Origin of the sequence: Clostridium malenominatum, assembly GCF_039521365.1 — a bacterium.
In the GTDB taxonomy this organism is placed as follows: Bacteria; Bacillota; Clostridia; order Clostridiales; family Clostridiaceae; genus Clostridium_AW; species Clostridium_AW malenominatum.
Genome location: NZ_BAAACF010000001.1, coordinates 170,686 through 194,398, shown reverse-complemented (window position 1 = coordinate 194,398; position 23,713 = coordinate 170,686). Strand labels below are relative to the sequence as shown.

At 32.0% G+C, this 23,713-nt stretch carries 19 protein-coding genes; 4 read left to right on the top strand and 15 right to left on the bottom strand.

The window, feature by feature from the left end; all coding sequences use genetic code 11:
• Window positions 1-36: 36 nt before the first annotated feature.
• The 5 genes from ABDZ69_RS01010 to ABDZ69_RS00990 all read right to left on the bottom strand — a co-directional run bounded on the left by ABDZ69_RS01010 (window position 37) and on the right by ABDZ69_RS00990 (window position 4,039).
• Window positions 37-1,227 carry an anaerobic nitric oxide reductase flavorubredoxin gene (locus ABDZ69_RS01010; protein ID WP_343765516.1) on the bottom strand — a complete coding sequence of 397 codons (1,191 nt, stop codon included), beginning with the start codon at window positions 1,225-1,227 and terminating at the stop codon, window positions 37-39.
• A gap of 141 nt (window positions 1,228-1,368) precedes the next feature.
• Window positions 1,369-1,776: a hemerythrin domain-containing protein gene (locus ABDZ69_RS01005; protein ID WP_343765514.1), complete on the bottom strand. Its 408-nt coding sequence runs from the start codon at window positions 1,774-1,776 to the stop codon at window positions 1,369-1,371.
• Window positions 1,777-1,867: 91 nt separating this feature from the next.
• Entirely contained in the window at window positions 1,868-2,755 is an 888-nt protein-coding gene (locus tag ABDZ69_RS01000; RefSeq protein ID WP_343765512.1) for a GNAT family N-acetyltransferase, read from the bottom strand.
• Window position 2,756: 1 nt separating this feature from the next.
• On the bottom strand, window positions 2,757-3,665 hold the full coding sequence (locus tag ABDZ69_RS00995; RefSeq protein ID WP_343765511.1) for a DUF2156 domain-containing protein: 909 nt from the start codon (window positions 3,663-3,665) through the stop codon (window positions 2,757-2,759).
• A gap of 179 nt (window positions 3,666-3,844) precedes the next feature.
• A complete protein-coding gene (locus ABDZ69_RS00990) occupies window positions 3,845-4,039 on the bottom strand; it encodes a YwbE family protein (protein ID WP_343765509.1) in 195 nt (64 codons plus the stop codon).
• A gap of 197 nt (window positions 4,040-4,236) precedes the next feature.
• Here ABDZ69_RS00990 and ABDZ69_RS00985 point away from each other — a divergent pair, with 197 nt between their 5' ends.
• From ABDZ69_RS00985 to ABDZ69_RS00975, 3 genes are all read left to right on the top strand, one after another.
• Complete coding sequence (locus tag ABDZ69_RS00985; RefSeq protein WP_343765507.1) at window positions 4,237-4,923, top strand: response regulator transcription factor; 687 nt, start codon at window positions 4,237-4,239, stop codon at window positions 4,921-4,923.
• A gap of 99 nt (window positions 4,924-5,022) precedes the next feature.
• Window positions 5,023-6,450: a HAMP domain-containing sensor histidine kinase gene (locus ABDZ69_RS00980; RefSeq protein ID WP_343765505.1), complete on the top strand. Its 1,428-nt coding sequence runs from the start codon at window positions 5,023-5,025 to the stop codon at window positions 6,448-6,450.
• A 60-nt stretch (window positions 6,451-6,510) separates the two neighbouring features.
• Window positions 6,511-7,806, top strand: a complete 1,296-nt coding sequence (locus ABDZ69_RS00975) for a TolB-like translocation protein (RefSeq protein WP_343765504.1) — start codon at window positions 6,511-6,513, stop codon at window positions 7,804-7,806.
• A 204-nt stretch (window positions 7,807-8,010) separates the two neighbouring features.
• Here the strand turns inward: ABDZ69_RS00975 and ABDZ69_RS00970 are convergent, their stop codons facing one another.
• The 8 genes from ABDZ69_RS00970 to ABDZ69_RS00935 all read right to left on the bottom strand — a co-directional run bounded on the left by ABDZ69_RS00970 (window position 8,011) and on the right by ABDZ69_RS00935 (window position 18,619).
• Window positions 8,011-8,691 (bottom strand): helix-turn-helix transcriptional regulator, encoded by a 681-nt coding sequence (locus ABDZ69_RS00970; RefSeq protein WP_343765502.1) that lies wholly within the window; start codon window positions 8,689-8,691, stop codon window positions 8,011-8,013.
• An 89-nt stretch (window positions 8,692-8,780) separates the two neighbouring features.
• On the bottom strand, window positions 8,781-10,178 hold the full coding sequence (locus ABDZ69_RS00965; protein ID WP_343765500.1) for a sodium:solute symporter family protein: 1,398 nt from the start codon (window positions 10,176-10,178) through the stop codon (window positions 8,781-8,783).
• 203 nt (window positions 10,179-10,381) lie between these two features.
• The gene (locus ABDZ69_RS00960; protein WP_343765498.1) at window positions 10,382-11,851 is read right to left on the bottom strand and encodes a tryptophanase; all 1,470 of its coding nucleotides are present in this window, start codon (window positions 11,849-11,851) and stop codon (window positions 10,382-10,384) included.
• 43 nt (window positions 11,852-11,894) lie between these two features.
• Window positions 11,895-13,364, bottom strand: a complete 1,470-nt coding sequence (locus ABDZ69_RS00955; RefSeq protein ID WP_343765495.1) for a tryptophanase — start codon at window positions 13,362-13,364, stop codon at window positions 11,895-11,897.
• A gap of 348 nt (window positions 13,365-13,712) precedes the next feature.
• Window positions 13,713-14,477 carry a MerR family transcriptional regulator gene (locus ABDZ69_RS00950; RefSeq protein WP_343765492.1) on the bottom strand — a complete coding sequence of 255 codons (765 nt, stop codon included), beginning with the start codon at window positions 14,475-14,477 and terminating at the stop codon, window positions 13,713-13,715.
• Window positions 14,478-14,554: 77 nt separating this feature from the next.
• Complete coding sequence (locus ABDZ69_RS00945; protein WP_343765489.1) at window positions 14,555-15,523, bottom strand: YiiX/YebB-like N1pC/P60 family cysteine hydrolase; 969 nt, start codon at window positions 15,521-15,523, stop codon at window positions 14,555-14,557.
• Window positions 15,524-15,950: 427 nt separating this feature from the next.
• Window positions 15,951-17,600, bottom strand: a complete 1,650-nt coding sequence (abc-f, locus tag ABDZ69_RS00940; RefSeq protein WP_343765486.1) for a ribosomal protection-like ABC-F family protein — start codon at window positions 17,598-17,600, stop codon at window positions 15,951-15,953.
• A gap of 314 nt (window positions 17,601-17,914) precedes the next feature.
• Window positions 17,915-18,619: a superoxide dismutase gene (locus tag ABDZ69_RS00935; protein WP_425544618.1), complete on the bottom strand. Its 705-nt coding sequence runs from the start codon at window positions 18,617-18,619 to the stop codon at window positions 17,915-17,917.
• A 350-nt stretch (window positions 18,620-18,969) separates the two neighbouring features.
• On the opposite strand from ABDZ69_RS00935, the gene ABDZ69_RS00930 reads away from it, so the two are divergent.
• On the top strand, window positions 18,970-21,588 hold the full coding sequence (locus ABDZ69_RS00930; RefSeq protein WP_343765484.1) for a cation-translocating P-type ATPase: 2,619 nt from the start codon (window positions 18,970-18,972) through the stop codon (window positions 21,586-21,588).
• A 67-nt stretch (window positions 21,589-21,655) separates the two neighbouring features.
• Here the strand turns inward: ABDZ69_RS00930 and ABDZ69_RS00925 are convergent, their stop codons facing one another.
• Window positions 21,656-22,504, bottom strand: a complete 849-nt coding sequence (locus ABDZ69_RS00925) for an undecaprenyl-diphosphate phosphatase (protein WP_343765482.1) — start codon at window positions 22,502-22,504, stop codon at window positions 21,656-21,658.
• Between the two features lie 145 nt (window positions 22,505-22,649).
• A complete protein-coding gene (locus ABDZ69_RS00920) occupies window positions 22,650-23,570 on the bottom strand; it encodes an EamA family transporter (protein ID WP_343765480.1) in 921 nt (306 codons plus the stop codon).
• Window positions 23,571-23,713: the final 143 nt, after the last annotated feature.

The window sequence follows — 23,713 nt, the reverse complement described above, 5'->3', positions numbered from 1 at the left end:
TCCTATAAACCAACTTAAATTACTACATTTATTATATTATAGTTTTTTTGCAAAATCTATTCCAAATTCCCTACATCTTTCCAAACCATCCTTATCTGGATTCCATAGTTCTTTTATTCCATCATTTATTACTTCAAATTTACCATCCTTTAATCTTCCATTTAATATGTCTACAGATTCTCCACTCCATCCATAAGAGCCAAAGGCTGCTGCTTTCTTATTCTTAAAACCAATTCCTCTAATCATATCTAAGATTCCGCCAGTAGCATGCATTATGCTTTTATTTACCGTAGATGAACCTACTAATAATCCCTTAGATTTAAATATTTCAGTAATAATATCATTCTTATCGGCATGAGCTGCATTAAAAAGTTTTACAGTTACGCCTTTGTCTATTGATTTTATTCCTTCCGCTATGGCTTCTGCCATTTTTCTTGTAGCATTCCACATAGTATCATATACTATAGTAATTTGATTTTCTTGATAATTTTTAGCCCACTCCATATACTTTTCAATTATTTGAGTTGGATTATCTCTCCAAATAATCCCATGGCTAGTAGCAATCATATCTACGGTCAGATTAAACTTTAAAATTTCTTCTATCTTCTTTATTACTAAAGGGCTGAAAGGAGTTAAAATGTTTGCATAATATTTTATAGCCTCTTGGTATAATTCAGCTTGATCTACTAAATCATTGTACATTAAGTCTGAAGCATAGTGTTGTCCAAAGGCATCATTACTAAATAGTATGTTCTCTCCTGTCATATATGTCATCATGCTATCTGGCCAATGAAGCATTCTAGCTTCAATAAATATTAGCTTTTCTCCTCCCCCAATATCTAAGGTATCCCCTGTTTTCACTTCTACAAAATTCCAATCTTCATGATAGTGAGCCTTTAAATTTTTCGCTCCATTGGACGTACAATAAATGGGTACATTAGGTATCTCCTTCACCAAAAGCGGTAAAGCTCCACTATGATCTACTTCTGCATGGTTTGAAATAACATAATCAATATCATTTAAATCAATTTCTTTCTTAAGATTTGTTATAAATTCCTCTGCAAAAGGTTGCCATACTGTATCTATTAGAATATTTTTTTCTCCCTTAATTAAATAAGCATTATACGAAGAACCCCTATGAGTTGAATATTCTTCTCCATGAAAGCTTCTTAATTCCCAATCAATTTTTCCTACCCATGTTACCTTGTCTGTTACTTTAAAACTCATATAACTTCCCTCCAATTCCTATATATTCTATATTTTAACCCTATTAATAAATCTTATCAAATAATTTTTTCATTGTTCCTTTTGAAAATATAAAGAGCTATGATTTAAATATCCATTCATAGCTCTACAAATTATCTTTGTTTAAATTAAATTGTATAATTCTTTATCTTCTTTATTTATCCTTTTTCTTAAAACTTTAAACACCTCTATTGTATCCTTTTTAAAATCTTCTGGTGAACTTAAAATTTTAGTCCTTGTATTATATCTTTCTTTATACTGAGAAAAAGTCTGAAATATATGTCCCATTTCACTAGAATATTCTTCTGCTAGTTTGCGTAAATTATCATCACTGGATTCTCTAAGCTTTGGATACATAAACTTATCTTCTGTGCTTAAATGAATATTTAATTTACCCGCTAACAAATTTATATTTTTCGCAATGTCATTTCCATTAACCTCAAATTCACTTTTCTTTATTAACAAATCAATATTATCTACAATTTCTAATACATCTAAATGTTGTCTTCTTAAACTTTCTACGTTTGACATGAATTCATCCCCTCACTGTTTATTATACTCTTTTAGTATAATATTATTGGGAAAAATTCTCTGTAACCCTAGGTACCAAAATTTAATATTTTTAATCATACGCTAATCCCATATACCCACTGGTATTAGTAACTACTTTTTCATCTATTCTTCTATGAAGATGAATCATACCAAAGGCACGTATAACTCCACCAAAATCTTCACCTAGGTAAGAAGGCAATCTTAAAATATATTCCTTTGCGGGTAGCGACTTTGTTATTTGGATAATTCCATCCTTAAGAAGCTTCTCTGGAATCAACAGTTCTTTTATTATAACTTTTTCACTATTAATCCTTTCAACAATAGCACACCCACGTATATCTTCAATGTCTATAGCATATATATCCGCCCCAGAATACTTTGATAAGGCCTTTTGATAGGCAATTTCTTCATCACCATATGCCACATAAAGTTTTCCCTGTAGTAGATTTTCTCTTCTCTTATTATATTCCTCTGGTGTGGCAGAGACTATTAAACACTGAGTATTTGTAATTCTTTCAAATCCTTTTATATTCTCATCAGTAAGTACAACTTCCCTAAGATAGAATCCCTCCATATACCCCTGCCTACTATAAAACTTAAAAAGACTTTCTGTAGCTGGCACCAAAATTGAAGCATCTACATTATTATTCAAAAGATAATTATTGCTATACTCCATAAGTTTAGAAGAAAGTCCCTTACCCCTATATTTTGGATGAGTTGCTACGGCGTATATCATGGAAGCTTTAAGACTACTATTGTCTGGCATTACTATTTTAGTTGGTATCATAGTAAGCATAGCTGCAATCTCTCCATCACAAAGAGAGAGGAGAGTCTCCTCCTCTTTATACTTATTTTTAAAAAAGAAGTCTATATAATCATCATCATCGCCAAAACAAATCTTCCAAATTTCTTTTAATTTAGGTATATCGCTTTTTTTTGCAAATCTGATTTCCTTCATACTATTCTCCTATAAAAGTCGCTGTATATTTTTCTTCCATTTTGTCTGGGTAATATGATTGCTTTGCCTTTCTTAGCCCTTCTTCTCCCACATCTTCTTCACGATTGACATAAATTAATTCAGGATATTTTTCTCTTATAAAAATTGCAAATTCATTGTTAATCAAAGGGTAAGCTCCCTGCACGTCTTTAAAAGCTTTTTCTACATGGGTGACATAAGTATTAGAATTTAATCTTTCCCCAAGAGTAAAGGCAATAACTTTACCATCTAAACGAAGAAGCCCCCCATCTAAACCTAATGCAGTGAAATTATCGAAAAACCTTTTAACAGCGCAAGCTTCTTTTTTAAGCTCGTCATCATCATAACAACCTGCTTCAATGCACCATAATTTATTCATTTCCCTACATTCATCTATGTTATTAGTATTTATTATTTCAAAACTCCAATTGTCGTTATTCTTTTTAAAATTATTAATATGATTACGCTTTGAATGAAGTTTTTTACCTGAAAGAGTGCTTAATTTCTCTAAGGTGTAAACATAATCGAAGCTATCAACATTTGCTTCGTATCTAAACATTCCTGGAAATAAGCTATCCAATTCCTTAATATTCTCAGGCGATACACCTATTAGGGAAAATTTATGTCCTCTTTCCTGTGCATCCTTCTTTAATTCTAACAACGCAGACTTAATGTCTCCTTTACCTGTGGGATAAAAGTAATCTTGAAGATGCTCCTCTTCTCCGCCCTTTACCACTAAAAAGTCATTTACTCTTCCTATACGTGTTTTATTAATCTTTGACCATGCAAATATATTTCCAAAGTTATGATGGCAGCCGCTAAAATCTGAAGCAGCTATTAAGGGCTCCATCCACTCTTTATCACTTAATTCTACTGTTTTAAAATCAATCATTGGATTACCTCATTTCATTATAGTATTAACATTTAGGGGTACTATCCTGTATTATTAATTACAAAAATACGAGGACATTAATTTATAATGCCCCTAATAATACTATAACACTAACTTATTTCATCTTCAAACATGAAAAAAGTCAAAAATAGGCTAATGTATCTAAAATATTAAATACCTTAGCCCAATATTTCCTTAACTCTACCAACAATACCGCCCTCAAGCATAACTTTGATTCCATGAGGATGATTGGGTGAATTTGTAAGAATCTTAATTATAATACCTTCCGTTAATTTTCCTGTAGGTTGATCTTGTTTCTGTACAACCTTTACTCTTTTCCCTATCTTTATGCCTTCTCTTTTAGTTCCTTGCATAATTATCATTCTCCTTCCTTTAATTTATCTAATAATATATTATACTACATATTTTACAAGGTATATGTCTTTCAATTGAGAGAATAAATTTTCAAGTTTATTCTCTTTTATTTTCATAAATTTTAGAATAACTGAGAAATATGTTATAACTTCGTAATAACTGTATTGTATAATTATTGAAGTAAGGGGGTTCTGCCATGAATAATAATATACTTATAATTGAAGATGATGAATGCATACGAGAAATTTTAACCTATTCGCTTAAAGAAGAAAGTTTTAAAGTATTTGAAGCTTCAACTGGTATGGAAGGATTAAAAACCTTAGAAAATCAATATATAGAGCTTATTATACTGGATTTAATGTTGCCTGATATAAGTGGCTTTGAAATATGTAAGAAAGTATCATTAGAATACAAAATACCTATAATAATGCTAACAGCCAAGAATGATATTATGGACAAAGTAGTAGGCTTAGAACTTGGAGCAGACGATTATATTACCAAGCCTTTTGACATACGAGAGGTAGTTGCAAGAGCAAAGGTTAGTATAAGAAGACTAGAACAATTTAAAGATATTAAAGATAAAAGTAATACTATAAAACTAGAAAAAAATATAACAATATTTAAAGATAGCTACGAAGTATTTCAAGAGGACAAATTAGTAAATTTGACAGCAAAAGAATATGAATTACTATATACACTTGCAGAGAATAGAGGAAAGGTATTTTCACGAGATAATCTTTTAGAAACTGTATGGGGATTTGATTTTGAAGGTGAAAGTAGAACTGTAGATGTTCATATTCAAAGGTTAAGAAAAAAACTATCCAGCGATAAAGATACCTCAGTTATAAAAACCGTATTTGGAGTAGGTTATAAAGTTCTGTAGGAAAGGAATGTATTTTTCTTGAAAATATCTATAAAACGTAAATTTATCATTGGATTTTTACTTATATTCTATATAGGATATAACACTATGAGCTTTTTCATGAATAAGCTTATTGTAGAAAATAATAAAGATATAATAAAAAAAGAATTATTGACCTTTGAAAAGGATTTGACCACATATTTAAGACAATATTTTGAACTGAAAAATAAGGATATGGATTCTAACAACTTTAATAATTCTAGTAATGATATAGCTTCAAATTTATCAATAAAAGTCGGAAGTAGAATAATGATTTATTCCTGCGAAGGGAAATTTTTAACTGACTCAGCAAATGCAAATGGACAGGTATTGAATTATGAAGACATCGATAATAAACAAAATTATAGTGATGAAGATTTAAAACTATCTATCGATAACAAATCTGCATTTACAATAGTACCTATTAAAGATAAATATCTAGTTGTTTTTTCATGTCCTATTATAAATAACAACAAAAATATAGGCATTGTTAGATCTGTTATGGATTATTCAGAAATATTTAGTTCTAGTAAAAAACTGTTGAAGCTAACTAACACCTTTGTATTATTAGTTTTTGGAGTGATTTTCTTATTTGTAGTATTATTAGCTACAAAAATAACTATACCAATATTAAAATTGAGTAAGGTTACAAAAGAGGTTGCAAAAGGTAATTTTGAGGAGGACATAACTATTAATTCTAAAGATGAGATAGAAGAACTATCTTTAGATTTTAATAAAATGAAAAATAAGATAAAAAATCAAATAGAAACTATAAAAAATGACAGAGATGATTTAAAAAAAATTGCAGGTCACAGGAAAGTTTTCTTTGATAATATGACTCATGAGATGAAAACACCTTTAACTATAATATCTGGATATTCTCAAATACTTCTTAAACAAGACTTTAATGATAAAGAATTTGCTAGAAAAAGTGTAAAAAAGATAAATGATGAAAGCGAAAGAATGCACAATATGATAATTGAGCTCTTAGAAATATCAAAGGTTGAGTCAAAAATAACCTCTGATACAAAAGAAGACGTTAATATATCACAAATTATAGATGTAGCATGTAACGATATGAAAATAAGAGCAGATAAATATGAGATACATATAGAAAAGAATGTCGATAAAGAGGTTACTGTATTAGGTAATCCAAATGAGCTTAGAAGAGTAATCATAAATATAATAGATAATGCTATTAAGTATGGTTATATTAACTCTACTGTAAATGTAAAATTATTCAAAGAACATAGTAACTGCAATATAATTGTTAAAGACGAAGGACACGGTATACCTTCTGATAAATTAGAAATGATATTTGAACCTTTTTATAGAGTAGCTAAGCAAACTTCAAGGGAAACAGGAAGTTCTGGCTTAGGACTTTCTATAGTAAAAAAAATTATAGATAAACATAATGGAGATATAAAAATAATTAGTGAAGAAAGCATAGGCACGGAAGTACATATAACAATTCCTCTAAAAGTTTACAACATTGTAACATCATGTTAAGTGAATGTGATAACTTTTGTTTATGATTAATATATGAATTTTAATTTAGGAGGAAAAATTATGGGCCATGAAAATAAAAATTGGAAATTAAAAACTCTAGTTGGAGGATTATTAGTGTTCGGGGCGATGAGTGTAGTATATTCATACTCCAAGCCTTTAATGACAAGTAATAAGTCTGTGGTAGTTTCCGACAACAAGTCAAAGGCCACCAGCTTAGATGAATACAAGCCTCTTCAAGTAGTAAAGAGTGAAAAAACAGATAGCATCGAAGGCTTTAATACAATGATGGGACTAATAACAGAAAATGAAGCTATTATTAAAATAGGAATGAATAGAACGGATATAGAGGAACGGCTTAAAAAACTTCCTAAAAATAATCAAAATGAAGAGGTCAAGTTTCTTAGTGACGCTAGCGGTAGAACCTATAAACTTAACTTATCTACTTTGGAAAAATCTCCTGTTAACTTTGAAGATTCGGGCATAATTTCTCCAGATAAGACAAAGTATATATATGTCACAAATGAAAATGGCAAACAGGCTTTTTATATAGTTGATATAAAAAGTAACTCTAAAAAAAGGATTAATATTAACGGAACCATATTAGTTCCAGAGTGGGATAAAAATAGTAAATATATGGTAGGATTAGGTTTAAGTGACCTCCTATCTATAGTTGTATATGATGTGCAGAATGATGAAATTAAAGAATTTAAAGATGATAGTATTAATATAAATCCCTTAGCAGGTGTTTATAGCAGTAATGGAGAAGATATTTATTTTGTAGGCACCAATTTTGTAAAAAACAGCAATGAAAAGAACAAAAAAACTATTGTAACAGAAGGTGTTTACAAACTAAATACAGTTGACGGAAAAGTGAAACCTATAATGATTTTGCCAGCTGCTGAAGCATCTTCACTTAAAAATCGTATAGCTAATCAAGGATTTGCTGTTATTAACGAAGAACAAAAGGTAGTTTTTGATGGAAATTTAAATGGAGACGACGGGCTTTTTATTTACGATGTAAAAAGTAAAAAAACAAATAAAATTACAGAGTCACCCGGAACTCACTTTGTACCCTTTTGGCTTTCTCCAGATGAAAATAAAATCATCTATGCAACATATAGTGGTAAAGATAACACAGGAGTATGGAGTATATCTGCAGCAAAGATTAAGGAGAATGAGCTAGTTAATAAGATTTTACTCATTAAAAATGTAAATTATTATAATATGATTTCTCAAAAGCCAGTATGGTGGAATAATGACAGCAATAAAGTTACAATTTTTGAATCTAAAAACTTTAGTTTAGATGGTAGAGTTTTTCAAGAAAAAGGAATTGTTCATAGTATATATTTTAAATAAAAAACTAAAGATTTTGTTTTATTATACACAAAAATCCCCTATAGGGTAGACATTTTTAACTGTCTACCCTATAGGGTACATTTTACTAACCAATCGCTTTTCAATGTTTTTTTAGATATTATTTCTTCATGCCGGTATAAATCAATATTGCATCTCCTAAAAATGCTGCTGTGCCTTACTGCTCTTTACTACATTCACGTAATACTATAGTCTATCTGATATTGAACTGTCGTTATCCTTGATGTATCGATATACCGTTTGCTCAGATACCTCCATTATATCAGCTACAACGCTGACTGATCCCTTTAAAAGGAATACACCTTTTGTTTGAAGCATGCTTACAAATGCTTTCTTTTCGTCAATAGACATCTTGGAAGGTCTGTTTTCAAAGCTATCCATTGTTTCTGAAATAAGATTAAGCATTAGCTCCTCTAGTGAAATTTTTATGTTTTCCTTATGGCTTTCAACAGGCTTACCGTCTACATCAATTGTCCTACCTAACATCATAAAACTTTCAACTTCGTCAGTAAGCATCTTAAGGGAAGTCAAGTCGATATTAACACATATCATTCCAATAAGATTATCGTAGTCATCTTTTATAAAATAACTTGACGTTCTTATAATTTTATCACTGTTTTTCGATTTAGTTATATTATTGGTTAAAAAGTTCTTATTTTTATAAGCATTACTATTTATTACATTCATTTCACACTCAGAAATAGAATCTCCAAGGTTACGTCCTGTTATGAAGTTGTTGTGAATTGCTATGACAGCATGTTCAGGGTTTGTAATATCATAAAGTATAACTTCACAATTTTTTCCGTAAATTAAGGACATAAATTCTACCAACGTCAAGTATCTTTTTAAAATATTATCTGAATTCAATCCAATCAACCCTTTTTGTAAAAATTATAAAATATTCCCAATAATAGTTTACCATCCACAATAACCTCTGTCAAATCAACTTGTAATGCTTATTTGACCTCACTAGAAGTTGTAATTTCCACAGGCTTATCAGGATTCAAAATACTTACGACAACAAGAGCAAAGGTTGCAGCTGCCATTGTAACAAACATTCTTTCAGGAAGCTTACATATTCCTAGCATATCAATTAGCGCTACGCATGCACCTATAATTACAGATGCATAAGCACCTTTTCTACTTGCCCTATTCCAAAACATACCGATAATTATAGGTGCAAATAATACCCCACTCTGAAGGGGTGAAGGCCAGAAAAGCAAGCCTATTATACTTCTAAATTTTAAAGATATTAACATTGCGATAGCACATCCTATAACTGTTGTAATACGTGCCATCTTTAAAGTATTTGGAAGGGTATCGAAATCTTTATCAGGATTAAGTAGCTTATGATATATGTCCCTTGTAACCATACCACTAAGTGATGTCATAAGAGAATCCGCCGTAGACATTATAGCTGCAAGCACTGCCCCAAGGAATATATACCCTGCCCAAACAGGAAGTGTTTCATTTACTACGTGCCCCAATACCTCATTGGCAGGAACTGTTGGGTAAAGACGTTGACCCATCGCACCGATTATTCCAACGGGAATAGCTAACAGAAGAAGAAGTACACCTGCTATCAGCGAAGAATTTCTCGCATCCTTCTCACTTTTTGCTGATTGAAATCTTAAGAAGTACTCATATGCAAACATTGAACCTACTATTGTTGGAATCAACGAGTACATAAAACTTCCAGCTGCATCAGGTGTTTCAAAGAATGGTGCCGAAAGAAGAGTACCAAGAGTTACCCCCGTTTGAGTATTAAGTGCATTTAAACCAACAAAAGAAACTATTGGAAGAAATATCATGCAGATAAGAAGTTGCATAAAATCCGTTACCGCAACGCCCCACATACCTGCCATAAATGTGTATATCATAACAGATACAGCTCCAAGAATAATGGCTGGTGTACGAGAAATACCAAAAGCTGCTGCAATACCACCGAATGCATTGAACTGTGCGGAGATTATAGCAACGGTTCCCAATATATATACAAAAACATGATATCCTCTTAAAAATTTCGAATATCCATATCTTGTCTCTATAAAGTCCGGAGGAGTGAGATTGTTCGAAGCTCTCCTAAATTTTGGAGCAACAAATGCATTAATAAAACATGCAATTGCATAGCCTATAATGGCGTACATACCAGCCCATACACCCTTGCTTGCTCCCTGTTCAATACCTCCAACAAGTGCCCCACCACCAAAATGAGTTGCTGCAATTGTAAATGTAAGGAATACAATAGGTAAATTTCTGCCAGCTACAAGGAAGTCTGTTCCACTTGATACATTTTTAGATACAATATATCCAGCAGCTATAAATAATGAACAAAAAAGTAATAATACTAACATTACTTAATTCCCCCTCATACATTTTAATTACCTTTTCCTTATATAATGCTTTAAAAAATAACCCCCATATACATTACACAAGAATTATGCCTATATATTATTGCAAATTAACATATTTACAACTTAGGCCATCACAAATATAATTAGCTCTACACCTGTAATTATCTTTATTGTGATGGCCTAAGATTTACTGATACTAGTTGTTAGGGCATTTCTGAAACTGGCTCAAAATTATCAAAGAAAGTACGAAGTCCTATTTCACTCTTCTCAAGGGCTGGCCTATCTTCTTTAATTTTTCTAAAGGCTGGAAGCTTAGTTCCATGACTCATTGCACGTGCAAGACATTCTGCTGCCCAGTCGTAATGAGGCTCAAAATATGCACGGCGCGGAATAGCAAGTCTAATAAGTTCATAAGGCGCTGTTTTAAGTTTAGCATCGTTAAGAGGATCGCTTGTGTCCTCACGAGCACGTTGTAATGAGTCCATAGCAGTACTTGCAAAACCTCCTTCAATGTATGCTTGAGCTGATAAGCAAGTTGCAGGTCCCTCAAGAGGTTTAAGATGTGGTAGGCATTTTCCTGCATCTACATATACAGCAAAGCAACATGCTGGTTCAATTATATGAACGCCACGGGATTTAAGGGCATTAGCAAAATAATCTACTTGTCGTTGCCTATCTTGTAAATAGTAGTCATTAACCCCTTCTATAAGTCCCACTGCAAGAGCTTCCAAATCACGTCCAGAAAGTCCACCATATGTTATATATCCATCTGTACGGATAAGCTTTGGTTGCATTCTTTGCCATGTTTCTCTATCACGAAGTGCTACAAATCCTCCCATGTTTATAAGGGCAGCCTTTTTGGAGCTCATATGGCATCCATCCGCATAAGACATACATTCACGCACAATTTCAAGACAAGTCTTGTCCTTGTATCCTGGCTCGTGTTGTTTAATCATCCATGCATTTTCTGAAATTCTTGCCACGTCTAAATATAACTTTGTTCCGCGTTTGTCATATTTATCTATAATGGCACGAACAGCTTTAATATTAGCCATAGAAACTGGTTGTCCACCATTTAGGTTGTTAGGAATAACTATCTCAACCACTGGTATATTTTCAGCATTTTCAATAAAATATGCCTCAAACTTAGGAATATCCATATTACCTTTAAACCAACTCTTGTTATCTGGATCAAGATATTCTTCAGTAAGAAGATCAACAGGTTCAGCACCCTTATGATAACACCATGCGTGAGTAGTAGTGAAATGAGTGTTTGAAGGAATTTTATCCCCCTCTTTTACCAATGTCTCATAAATAAGATATTCTCCTGAACGTCCTTGGTGGCAAGGAAGAACATAGGGCATATTTGTGAAAAGCTTTACAGCTTCTTCAAAATTTTCGTAGCTACGACACTCAAAGTAGGACTCATCGCCTAGCATCATTGCAGACCACTGTCTATCACTCATAGCCGCTGTGCCACTATCAGTTACCATATTTATATACACATACTTTGCAGGAAGTAAACGTCCTGAATAGCCGTATTTCTTCATTATTTCCTTACGTAGCTCTCTAGTTGTGGGAATTGTATATTCAACGGTTTTTATTCTATAAGGTGGTGCTTTATCAAAGGGTAAATCCGTTAGCGCCATCATTTCCTTATCTGATATTCTCATACTTGATTCCTCCTATTCTATCTTTTAATTAAAATTATCTATTTTAAGGGTGATCAAAAATAGGTTCATACTCATCAAAGAAAGCTCTTAAACCAATGTCGCTGTATTCAATTGGAGGTCTGTCGAGAACCTGCCTTCTATATGGAGGTATTTTTTCTCCCCATTCCATTGCCTTTGCTAACGCTTCACCGCACCACTCATAATGAGCATCTGTGTAGACTCTTCTTGGAATTGCACATCTAATAAGTTCATAAGGTGCAAGCTGAATCTTTGCTGTATTTAAAGGATCTGAAGAGTCTTCACGCCCTCTATGCAAGGAGTCCATAGATGTAAGTCCAACTCCCCCTTCAATGTAAGCTTGAACGGCTAAAGCTGTTCCAGGTCCCTCTTGTGGTTTTATATGTGGTAAACATTTACCGGCATTAATCCAAATACCTAATGTGCAAGCAGGATTAAATACAGCTACACCTCTTGAAGTGCAGGCCTTAGCAAATACATCACACTGACGTTGCTTATCTTCAAGATAGTAATCATTAACACCCTCAATAATACCAACTGCAAGAGCTTCCAAGTCTCTTCCACTCATACCACCATACGTTAAAAAACCATCATATTTTATAATCTTAGGCTGAAGTCGTTGATAAAGAGTTTTATCGTTTACAGCAACGAAGCCACCCATATTTACTAATCCAGCTTTTTTTGCACTCATGTGAATTGCATCAGCATAGGAGCACATTTCTCTCACTATATCAATACAAGCTTTATGTCCATACCCTTCCTCATACTTTTTAATTATCCAAGCATTTTCAGAAATTCTTGCAATGTCAAGGAAAAACTTAGTGTCACGCTTTTTATATTTATCAATGACCTGACGAACTTCTCTTATATTTTTCATAGATACTGGTTGACCAGCGCAAAGATTATTTGGAACAACTAGTTCTACAACAGATATCTTTTCCCCTTGTTCAATAAAAAGTTTTTTAAGAGCTTCAATGTCAATATTTCCTTTAAACCAAGAATTGTTGTTTTCATCGTAGTATTCAGGACAGGTAATATCAATAGGCTCAGCGCCACGATGATAACAGTGTGCACGAGTTGTAGTGAAATGGCAGTTTGACGGAACTATATCTCCTTTTCCTACAAGCACCTCATAAAGAATAGTTTCGCCTGAACGACCTTGATGACTTGGTATAATGTATTCCATACCTGAAAACTTTTGAAGTGATTCTTTAAGTTCGTACCAACTTTTACAATTAAAGTAAGACTCATCACCTAACATCATAGCAGACCATTGTCTATCACTCATTGCACTTGTACCACTATCCGTTACCATATTAATGTATACATATTCAGCAGGCAAATTTGGAGCAGACCAGTTGTATTCCTTTATAAGCTGTTTACGTTGGTCTCTTGTAGTTGGTCTGGTATACTCTACAGTCTTAACACGATATGGTGGTGTTAAGCTATACGGTATATCAGACGGAGCTAACATTTCTTGATCTGAAATTCTCATAAATATCACCTCATATAAAAATTTTTTACCATAGAAATTTATGGTTGCGATAATAATTTTTTAAAGATTAACTATATTTTACCATGCTGTTAATAATTTTTCAATATATATTTGGTAAAAATTTGAATTTTTGTTATGGCTTATAATAATTTTTTCTCAATATTCTTACATTACATGTATAAATTATTGATTTTATATGTTTTATACATATTTTATTGTGTTTATTAAAAAATTATTATCATAATATAAATATAAAATTGATAATAATTTTTTATCATAATATAAATATTTTATAAATATAAAAGCGACTGGTTTTAACCAATCGCTTTCTCTAGTCCAAATAAGATATTATTTCTTAATGCCAGTATAAATCAATATCGCATCTCTTAAAAAGGCTGCTGTACCTGGCTGTTCTTTATCATAGTATGCTGTAAATCTTTCATCATCTACATACATTTGTGCAATCCCAGCGTGTGCCTCCTTACTGTATTCGCTCCAGTAAAGTGTTAACCATTGCTTGTGTAAATCCGCTGCCTTTTGAGCTATACTACTAGCTGGATCACCAGTTTTAAATGCTTCTGCTAAAGTGGCCATTACTTCCTCTGCTAGCCTTGTTGCTCTATCATACTCCTCCTCTGTCATATTCATTAATTTTGCATTTGACTTTTCCACTGTATCCTTACCATACTTTTCTCTTATTTCCCTGCCATATTTTTTTTCATTGTCCTCAATCATCTTTTTCTTAAAGCCTTCAAATTTTTCTTTATTACTCATTTTAATTCTCCCTTCTGTTAAAGCTATTGTCTTATCCACATTAGCTATTAACATATCCAATTGATCTCTTTTTTCAAGGAGCTTTTCACGATGTTCTCTAAGTGCATTAGATCCATCAAAGGAAGGTGCAGTTACAATCTCCTTTATACTATCTAAACTCACACCTAATTCTCTGTAAAATAGTATTTGCTGTAACCTATCAACTTCCGCTTCACCATAAATTCGATATCCTGAGGAATTAATTCTTGCCGGCTTAAGAATTCCTATTTCATCATAATACCTAAGTGTTCTGGTACTAATCCCTGCCAGTCGTCCTAGCTTTTGCACTGTATATTCCATGTGTTCACCCCCTTACAATATTACTTTACACCTTTACGTTGCGTTAATGTCAAGGGATTTTTAAAATGATTTTCATCTTATTTAAAATCAACTATAGTAGAAAGATATCTCAACATATCTCTTTTTTTATAGTATGCAATGTTTCTTTTGTAACTTTTAGCGAATTCATCTTCACTACTTTTATAAGCTTTCCTTGTTTTAATATCTAAATCATAAAACAATACAAAATCTAGTTCTCTGTTTTCCTTTTGTCTTTCTTGTGCAAACTTTTTAACAACACTGTTAGGGAAAACTATTTTTTTGCCTAGTCTTTTTTCTAATTGAAAGGTAATACTATTTTCAAAAGACTTACTAATTACTTCAGTGCATATAAAAGCATCATTTGATTCCATATCAAGAAAGAAATCATAGGGATTACCAAGAAAACTATATGCTTTTAATATAGCATTCATCTTTTTCTCTTTTGAGATTCTTGGTCTAACTGCGGAAAAATAATCTACTTTTGCAATGTTGCTTATAGGTTTAATCACTACCCCTTCTTCTATAGCTTCTATAACTGACAAATCACTGTTTCTTACTAAGTCTGCATATATTTTCTCATCTAAATCCTTAAGTTTTTCAGAAAATCTTTTGCCATTTAATGTTTCAACATCACTAAAATACTTGTCTAACTCTTCTAAACTTCCAATATATAGTCCAGTGTGGGTCCAAAATCCTGTTATTCCTAAATTTGTTGCCTGCCAATCATTACGTTTTAACAAAATATCTCCAGGTTCCAATTTGGCTTTTATCTCTTTTAAATCCATATCAGTTATAAATTTGCCCTTACGCCTTGTAAATTCCATACCACTGATGCTCACCATTATATATTTCTGAACTGGGAAAACAGCTACATACATAATTTCTTTAGATTTTTCTTTTATTTCATCTTTGCGTTCCTTTAATTCCCAAAAGTTCATTAAAACCGCTAATAAATATAATGCATATTGAACAAACTTGCTTCCATATTTGAAGGTTTTGTATTTTGAATTTCTAACACCTTTCATAGTAAATTCAACATGTTTAACTGTAAGTAGGGATAAAAATAATATTAATAATATGCAAATAAATACCAATATAGTTATGTGAAAGGGAAGGAACCTACTAAATTTATATATTAATATCAAAAAAATACCTAATTTTAATGAATGAACAATTAATATTTTTCTTTCCAAATGTAAAAAAAATGCTTTAAAAATCCGTTTACTATCTTTATATAAAAACCAAACTATACAAAAGACAAACAAAAATTCAAGTGGTTCTTTTAAATAAATCATACTCTTACACCCCTTGCCACTTTTAATTCTCAAGGCATATTATCCCTATTAATTAGAATTTTTATGTAAACTTCCTTTGACTATTGTCATATAACAACTACAAAAATCCATGGATTACTTCAAAATAATCCATGGATTTTTATTCAATCTTTAAAATTTAATTAAAACTATCCTTTAGCTTTTTTACTTTAGCTAATACTTCATAATACTCTTTATCTAGTGCTATTATATCATCTTTCTTTGATGGCATGGATAGCCTTCCTATAATTTCTGAAAGTCGATTTTGTAAGATAAAAATTTGTTTTTCAGTTTCCTTTTTATCATTATGCAAAAATGTATTTTTGCTATTTAAATATTCCTTATAATTTCCCCTAAATATCTTTATCTTATAGTTCTCTATGGTCATTATGTGATTTGCAACGGAATCTACAAATCTTCTATCATGAGAAACAAACAACAATGTCCTATCATAATCTCTAAGAAGATTTTCCACCACTTCAAGGGAATTTATGTCCATATAGTTAGTAGGCTCATCTAATATAAGCAAATTTATATCCTGCAATAACATTTTTGCAAAGGACACCTTAACTCTTTCTCCTCCACTTAACACACTTATTTTTTTATAAATGTCCTCCCTTTTAAACAGTAATCCTGCTAACAATATCCTAGCAAAGGTTTCATCATATATACTGCTTCCCATTACATTTTCTATTATAGAAAGGCTTTCTTCTAAAATGCTCATATCTTGACTAAAGTACCCTATCTTAGCCCCTTGAGCAATTTTTATAGAGTCATCACCATTCATTATCATTTTGATCAAAGTACTTTTTCCACATCCATTGGGAGCAATCAATGCTATTTTTGAGTTATTGTATATACTAAACTCAGCATCATTGAATATAACTTTCTCACCAAATACCTTGTTTATATTCCTGCCTTCTATGATTATTTTACTATGAAGTTTATTTGACTCTAAAATATCTAGCCTAATCCCTTCTTGTCTCCTAGGCTTTTCTTTAATCTCAAGATGTTCTATTCTTTTCTCAATATTTTTAACTGACTTATCTAGGTTAGCCTTGGCCTTTTGGCCTCCCATCTTATGAAGTCTAGCCTCTGAGTTGCCCATGCGTTTAGGAGCATTTTTAATACTCTTTACCTTTTGTTTAGTATCAGTAATTACTTCTTGAAGCCGTCTTTTTTCTTTTGTATATTCTTCATATTCAAATTCAGCTCTTTCTCTCTCTTTAGCTTTCTGAGTAGTATAGTCGCTATAATTTCCATTATAAATTTTTATCCTACTATCCTCTATCTCTACTATCGTGTTGCACAACTTATCTAAAAAGTTTCTATCATGAGATATAATAATCAAAGCACCCTTATATTCTTCAAATCTTTTTTCCATAAGCTCAATGCCCTCTATATCCACATTACTGGTAGGTTCATCTGCAAATATCAATAGATTATTATGGCTTAAGCCATCAGCAAGCTTAAATCTAGTTTTTTCTCCTCCGCTCATATTATCATTCCATGTACTTGGAACTCTAAATTTTGAAGCCATTTCATTACTAATATTTCTATTCTCAGGTCCTTCTAGCTGGGATATATATGAGTATCTTTCATATAGTTTAATCCACCCTTCATCAGGCTCCAATCTCCCACTTAATATATTAATCAAAGTGGTTTTTCCTACTCCATTTACACCTACAATTCCTATTCTATTCTTAGAATAAATTTTGAAATTTCCTATATCCAGTATCAATCTATTACCAAAATATTTTTTAATATTGCTGCATTCCATTAATAACATAAAAAATCCCCTCCTTGTACTATGGAGAGGATAGCGTCTCAAATAAAACCTTAATAACATATAAGGTTAAACACATTATATAGACAAACTATCAACAGTTATAAAAACACTATCCACTCACAAAATTAAATAAAATGCATGACAATAAAGCCTTTATTTAGGACTTTATTTGAATTTTCATTTTACATAAATATAAGTGAGTTATATTCTCATTTCTGCCAATACCTTGCCCTTTCTTAAAGTTAGATTTATTAATTTTAATATAATTATATAAATAATCTATATCGCTGTCAACTTATGAGTTAGTAGATATTTTATTTATATCTTTTCTCAACTTCGTCCCAATTGATTACATTCCACCAATTATCTATATACTCACCACGCTTATTTTGGTACTTTAGATAATAAGCATGTTCCCAAACATCAATACCCATAACGGGTGATATTCCCATCATTATTGGACTATCTTGATTGGCTGTGGATACAATCTTTAATTTACCATCCTTATCCTTTATGAGCCATGCCCATCCACTACCAAACCTGCCTAGAGCCGCCGATTTAAAATCCTTTTTAAAATTTTCAAAACTACCAAAGGTCTTTGCTATATCTTCTTTTAATTTACCTTTAGGTTCTCCACCTTTGTTTTTACCCATTATTGTCCAGAAGATACTATGGTTATAGTGTCCTCCACCATTATTTCTAACGGCTTCCCTTATGTCATCAGGTAGCTTATCTAAATTAGTTAAAAGATATTCTAGAGACTTATCCATTAATTCAGGATACTTATTTATGGCTTCATTAAGTTTCTCTACATATGTTCCATGATGTTTTTGATGATGTATCTTCATAGTTTCAGCATCGATGTAGGGCTCCAAGGCATCATAACTATATGACAGGGAAGGCAATTTAAAAGGATTTTCTCCCTGGCCTTTACCTTTTACATAATTTAGTGGTAGTAGCATACAAAGTAATCCTACACAAAGTAATAAAAATAAATCTTTACGTTTTAACGTCTTCATGATTACACCTTCTTTCATAAAAATATTAATTTTATTAAACATACTTTTAGTTATGCCCAATATATTAATACATATTTAAAAAATAAATAGTTGACATATATTTTGCCCAGTGTTAATATGTTCCTTGTAATCAAAACTATAATAATTTAAATGATATTTATAGAGGGAGTAACTTCCTGGGTTTTACCAGGTTCAAAGTCGTCATTGCGGACATGTCCCGGCTTTGATAATTTTTTAAGTTTAGTGAGACTCTATAGTTAGAAATTTTTCTAACTATAGGGTCTTTTTTTATTTAGAATCTTAAGTTCTAGGAAAACAAGTTTTATTTTACTTTGAAAGGAGTATTTGTAATGAATGAATTTTACAGAAAGTCATCAGATGAAGTATTGGAGGTGCTAAATGGTAATCTTAAAGGGTTAATTGATGATGATATAGAAAAGAGGCGTGAAAAATATGGTTTTAACGAACTGGATGAAGTTAAAAGAAAAAGTCCTCTGCAAATATTTATTGAACAATTTAAGGATTTTCTTGTTTTAATATTACTAGGAGCAGCATTAATATCTGCCTTTCTTGGAAAGCTTGAAAGCACCATTGTAATTCTTATAGTAGTAATAATTAACGGGGTTCTTGGAACCATACAACACATTAAAGCAGAACAATCTTTAAAAAGTCTTAAGGCTCTTTCATCACCAACAGCCAAGGTTCTAAGAAATGGGAATAGAATAGAAATTCCATCCCGTGAGTTAACGGTAGGAGACATTTTATATCTTGATGCTGGCGATTACGTAAGTGCAGACGGAAGAATACTTGAAACTTTCAGCCTTCAAGTAAATGAAAGTTCCTTAACAGGTGAGTCTGAGAGTGTATTGAAATTCACTGAAACTATAGATAATGATAATGTAGCTATTGGAGATAGAAAAAATATGGTTTTTTCAGGAAGCTTTGTAACCTATGGAAGAGCTGTTGTCTTGATTACCAATATAGGTATGAATACTGAAATAGGCAAGATAGCCAACTTATTAGAGAATGCAAAAATAAAGAAAACACCTCTTCAAGTAAGCTTAGATAATTTCGGCAAAAAACTGGCTTTTGTCATACTTGCTATATCCGCATTTATCTTTGCTTTAAATATATTCAGAGGTGCCGAAATTATAGATTCCTTTATGTTTGCAGTATCTCTTGCAGTAGCAGCTATTCCAGAAGCATTAAGCTCCATAGTAACTATAGTACTTGCCCTAGGCACTCAAAAAATGGCTAAGGAAAATGCAATAGTAAGAAAGCTGCATGCCGTTGAAAGCCTTGGCAGCATTTCAGTAATATGCTCAGATAAAACAGGAACCTTGACACAAAACAAAATGACTGTTCAAAAGGTCTTTGTAGATGATAGAGTTATAAAACATGATGAACTTAATCATGATAAAGATTTGGAGAAAAAACTTGTGTTAATGGCTCTATTGTGTAATGATGCAGTTACTGTTGAAAAGAAAGAAATAGGTGATCCCACTGAAGTTGCACTGGTTAATCTGGGAGAAATATATGATCTAGACGAGTTGGTTATACGAAAAAATTACTCAAGATTAGGAGAAATACCCTTCGATTCAGATAGAAAACTAATGAGTACTGTTAACAAACTACATGATAAATCAATTATGATTACTAAGGGAGCACTTGATGTACTTCTATCCAGATCTGTAAAAATAGAAACTTCAAACGGGATAAAAGAACTTACAGAAGAACATAAAAAAGAAATTGAAAATATAAATAAAGATTTCTCAATGAATGGGCTTAGAGTGTTGGCCTTTGCCTATAAAGATGTGAAGGAAGATACAAAGATTAGTTTGGAAGATGAATTTAATTTAACCTTTATAGGGCTTATAGCTATGATGGATCCTCCGCGAATCGAGTCTGCAGAAGCAGTAGAAAATTGTATAAATGCAGGTATTAAGCCAGTAATGATAACAGGCGACCACAAGATAACTGCCTCTGCTATAGCAAAGCAAATAGGAATACTTAAATATGAATCAGAAGCTATGGAAGGATTTGAACTAGAAAATATAAGTGACGAAGAGCTCAAAGAAAAGGTTGAGAATTTTTCAGTATATGCTAGAGTATCCCCTGAACATAAAATTAGGATAATAAGGGCATGGCAAGAAAGAGGAAATGTAGTTGCAATGACTGGTGACGGTGTTAATGATGCTCCTGCTTTAAAGCAAGCTGATATAGGTATTGCTATGGGAATTACAGGTACAGAAGTTGCCAAAGATGCTGCTGCCATGGTGCTTACCGATGATAATTTCTCAACAATTGTGAAATCAGTTTCAAACGGCAGAAGTATATATGCCAACATTGAAAACTCCATAAAATTCTTACTATCAGGCAACACTGCAGGAATACTGTCAGTACTTTATGCTTCATTAGGAGCGCTACCAATTCCCTTTGCGCCGGTTCATCTTTTATTTATTAATCTTATTACCGATAGCTTTCCAGCTATAGCAATAGGACTTGAACCTCATAATGAAAATATAATGAAAGAAAAACCAAGAGATATAACTACACCTATACTAAATAAACCCTTTGCCATTGAAGTAATTATTGAAGGCTTTTTGATAGCTTTAGGAACAATGATAGCTTTTCATATAGGACTATCAACAGGAGATTCTAGAGTTGCTAGTACAATGGCCTTTTCCACACTATGTCTTTCAAGACTTTTACACGGATTCAATTCAAGGTCTAAGGAGTCAATATTTAAAATAGGATTATTCTCCAATAAATACATTTGGATTTCAATAGTATTTGGTTATTTAATGTTAGCAGGAATTTTAGCTTACAGACCTCTTATGGAATTATTTGAAATTACAAAATTAAATGCCAGTCAATATGGTTATATATATGCCCTATCCTTTATGCCTTTAATTCTAGTACAGATTTATAAATTACTATTTGTCAACTATAACAATGCCCATAACTAACATTTAACTATTAATAAGAGACAAAGGACATGTCCTTTGTCTCTTTGATTTCGCTACCTATAACCTTTTAAGCAAATATTCCTAAAAACCCTGCAAATAATACTACAAATGCAAATATCATTCTATATATAGCGAATAATTTCATAGGCTTCTTCTTTAAATAGGAAATAAACTTATTAATAACTATTAAAGCTACCACAAAGGAAACTAAGAATCCTACGCCAAGAGAAGTTAATTCAATTGATGTAAGGGTAGACAGTCCCCCAATCTTTAAAATCTTTAAGAAACTCATTCCTACCATAACTGGCATTGCTAAAAAGAAGGAGAACTCAGCTGCTGCAACTGTAGATAATCCTGATATCCATCCACCAATAATTGTTGAGGCTGAACGTGACATTCCGGGGATTATAGCTAAACATTGAAATAAACCAATCGTCCATGCTTGCTTTACTGTAACACTAAGCTCTTTTCCTTCTCCCCTTTTATTTCTAAATCTCTTTTCAGCATATATCATCCATATACCACCTACAAACAAAGTTATAGCTACAGATGTTGGTGTAAATAAATATTTTTCAGCTAAATCATCTAATAATAATTGACAAACAGCCCCAGGTATACAAGCGATAAATATCATAAACCAAAATCTAAAACCTGATTTTTCATATCCAACCTTTTGAGGAAAAAAGTTTAAAAGCGTTTCTTTTATCTTTTTCCAATAAAGTATAACCACTGCGAGTATTGCTCCTAATTGTATTACATATGTGTACATCTCAACATAATTAGGATTTGTTCCTTTAAACCCCATTAAATTTTGAAAAATAATCATATGCCCTGTGGAGGATACTGGTAAAAACTCAGTTATTCCTTCTACAATTCCTAATATTATGGATTTTATTAATAGAAATATGTTATCCATCTAATCACCTTTTCCTTAAATATATTATTATTCTAAATAGACCTTATAAATATATTATAAAAAAAATTGGAAAATCAAAATACTGATTTCCCTTACAAAATGAAGTTTTATCTTACAATATTGAAAGATAAATACTAAATCCGCATTATACATCTTTAGTCTTAAAAAGACGCTGCATTGGTGAACATCCAAAGTTTGATATTATTAGCCCTAAAAGTATTACCAAACCTCCTAACCATTGCATTTTTGAAAGTTTTTCATTAAGAACAATTTGTGCTGTAATTAAACCAGTTATAGGAACAAGTAATGAAAGTGGAGCTACTCTGCCAGCAGGATATTTTGCAAGCAATCCACTCCAGGTTCCATAGCCAAATAATGTAGCACAAAAAGCTAGATAAAGCACAGCAAAAATTGATAATGCGTTCAAGTTGCTTATTGCATGAAATAATGTTTGTGGTGTATCTAGCATCAATGCAATAGCTAGAAGAGGAAGTGGCGGTACAAGACTTGACCACACTACTAAACTTAACATATCTAGTGTTTCTCCTCGAGAAGCTGCTCTATTAGCAGCGTATCTTACTACTATGTTTGAAAACCCCCAAAAGGCAGCACCTAGAAGGGTTAATAAAAGCGCAGCTAGAGGAATTGAAGATAATTCATTACTACCCACATTTCCTCCTATAAAATAAAGACCTGTTGCCGCAACTACAAGACCTACTACTTGTCTCACTTTTACTGCTTCCTTTAATAGTATTGCCGCAAATAAAATTGTAAAGAAAGCTTGAGATTGAAGAACAATAGAGGCAATACCTGCGGGCATCCCTATATCCATTGCATAAAACAAGCAAGAAAACTGGCCAACCCCTACAGTCATGCCATATGCAACAACATAACGCCATTCTACTGCAGGTCGCTTTACAAAAGCTATAGCTGATAAAGCAAAGATATATCGTGAAGCAGCAAGCAGCATGGATGGAACGCCTCCAAGTCCTAATTTAATTACAGTAAAATTAGCTCCCCAAACTATTATAACTAATAACGCAAGGGTTAGATCTTTTTTATTCATATTTATCCCCCTTAAAATCCTATTAATAATACTATAACAACAAATCCTTTCAATAGAAATAATTTTTATCATTTTATTTACTGATAGAATTTATGGTATATAATATATATTATTTATACTTTTATACCATACTCAAAAGAAAG

What these genes read in the sequence shown, in the direction of transcription:
- ABDZ69_RS00980 (WP_343765505.1), top strand. Translation starts at nt 5,023, where the DNA reads ATGAATAAGCTTATTGTAGAAAATAATAAAGATATAATAAAAAAAGAA.
- ABDZ69_RS00935 (WP_425544618.1), bottom strand. Translation starts at nt 18,619, where the DNA reads ATGAAGACGTTAAAACGTAAAGATTTATTTTTATTACTTTGTGTAGGA.
- ABDZ69_RS00945 (WP_343765489.1), bottom strand. Translation starts at nt 15,523, where the DNA reads ATGAAAGGTGTTAGAAATTCAAAATACAAAACCTTCAAATATGGAAGC.
- ABDZ69_RS00920 (WP_343765480.1), bottom strand. Translation starts at nt 23,570, where the DNA reads ATGAATAAAAAAGATCTAACCCTTGCGTTATTAGTTATAATAGTTTGG.
- ABDZ69_RS00965 (WP_343765500.1), bottom strand. Translation starts at nt 10,178, where the DNA reads ATGTTAGTATTATTACTTTTTTGTTCATTATTTATAGCTGCTGGATAT.
- ABDZ69_RS01000 (WP_343765512.1), bottom strand. Translation starts at nt 2,755, where the DNA reads ATGAAGGAAATCAGATTTGCAAAAAAAAGCGATATACCTAAATTAAAA.
- ABDZ69_RS01005 (WP_343765514.1), bottom strand. Translation starts at nt 1,776, where the DNA reads ATGTCAAACGTAGAAAGTTTAAGAAGACAACATTTAGATGTATTAGAA.
- ABDZ69_RS00990 (WP_343765509.1), bottom strand. Translation starts at nt 4,039, where the DNA reads ATGCAAGGAACTAAAAGAGAAGGCATAAAGATAGGGAAAAGAGTAAAG.
- ABDZ69_RS00950 (WP_343765492.1), bottom strand. Translation starts at nt 14,477, where the DNA reads ATGGAATATACAGTGCAAAAGCTAGGACGACTGGCAGGGATTAGTACC.
- ABDZ69_RS00975 (WP_343765504.1), top strand. Translation starts at nt 6,511, where the DNA reads ATGGGCCATGAAAATAAAAATTGGAAATTAAAAACTCTAGTTGGAGGA.
- ABDZ69_RS00955 (WP_343765495.1), bottom strand. Translation starts at nt 13,364, where the DNA reads ATGAGAATTTCAGATCAAGAAATGTTAGCTCCGTCTGATATACCGTAT.
- ABDZ69_RS00995 (WP_343765511.1), bottom strand. Translation starts at nt 3,665, where the DNA reads ATGATTGATTTTAAAACAGTAGAATTAAGTGATAAAGAGTGGATGGAG.
- ABDZ69_RS00960 (WP_343765498.1), bottom strand. Translation starts at nt 11,851, where the DNA reads ATGAGAATATCAGATAAGGAAATGATGGCGCTAACGGATTTACCCTTT.
- ABDZ69_RS00930 (WP_343765484.1), top strand. Translation starts at nt 18,970, where the DNA reads ATGAATGAATTTTACAGAAAGTCATCAGATGAAGTATTGGAGGTGCTA.
- abc-f (WP_343765486.1), bottom strand. Translation starts at nt 17,600, where the DNA reads ATGTTATTAATGGAATGCAGCAATATTAAAAAATATTTTGGTAATAGA.
- ABDZ69_RS00985 (WP_343765507.1), top strand. Translation starts at nt 4,237, where the DNA reads ATGAATAATAATATACTTATAATTGAAGATGATGAATGCATACGAGAA.
- ABDZ69_RS00925 (WP_343765482.1), bottom strand. Translation starts at nt 22,504, where the DNA reads ATGGATAACATATTTCTATTAATAAAATCCATAATATTAGGAATTGTA.
- ABDZ69_RS01010 (WP_343765516.1), bottom strand. Translation starts at nt 1,227, where the DNA reads ATGAGTTTTAAAGTAACAGACAAGGTAACATGGGTAGGAAAAATTGAT.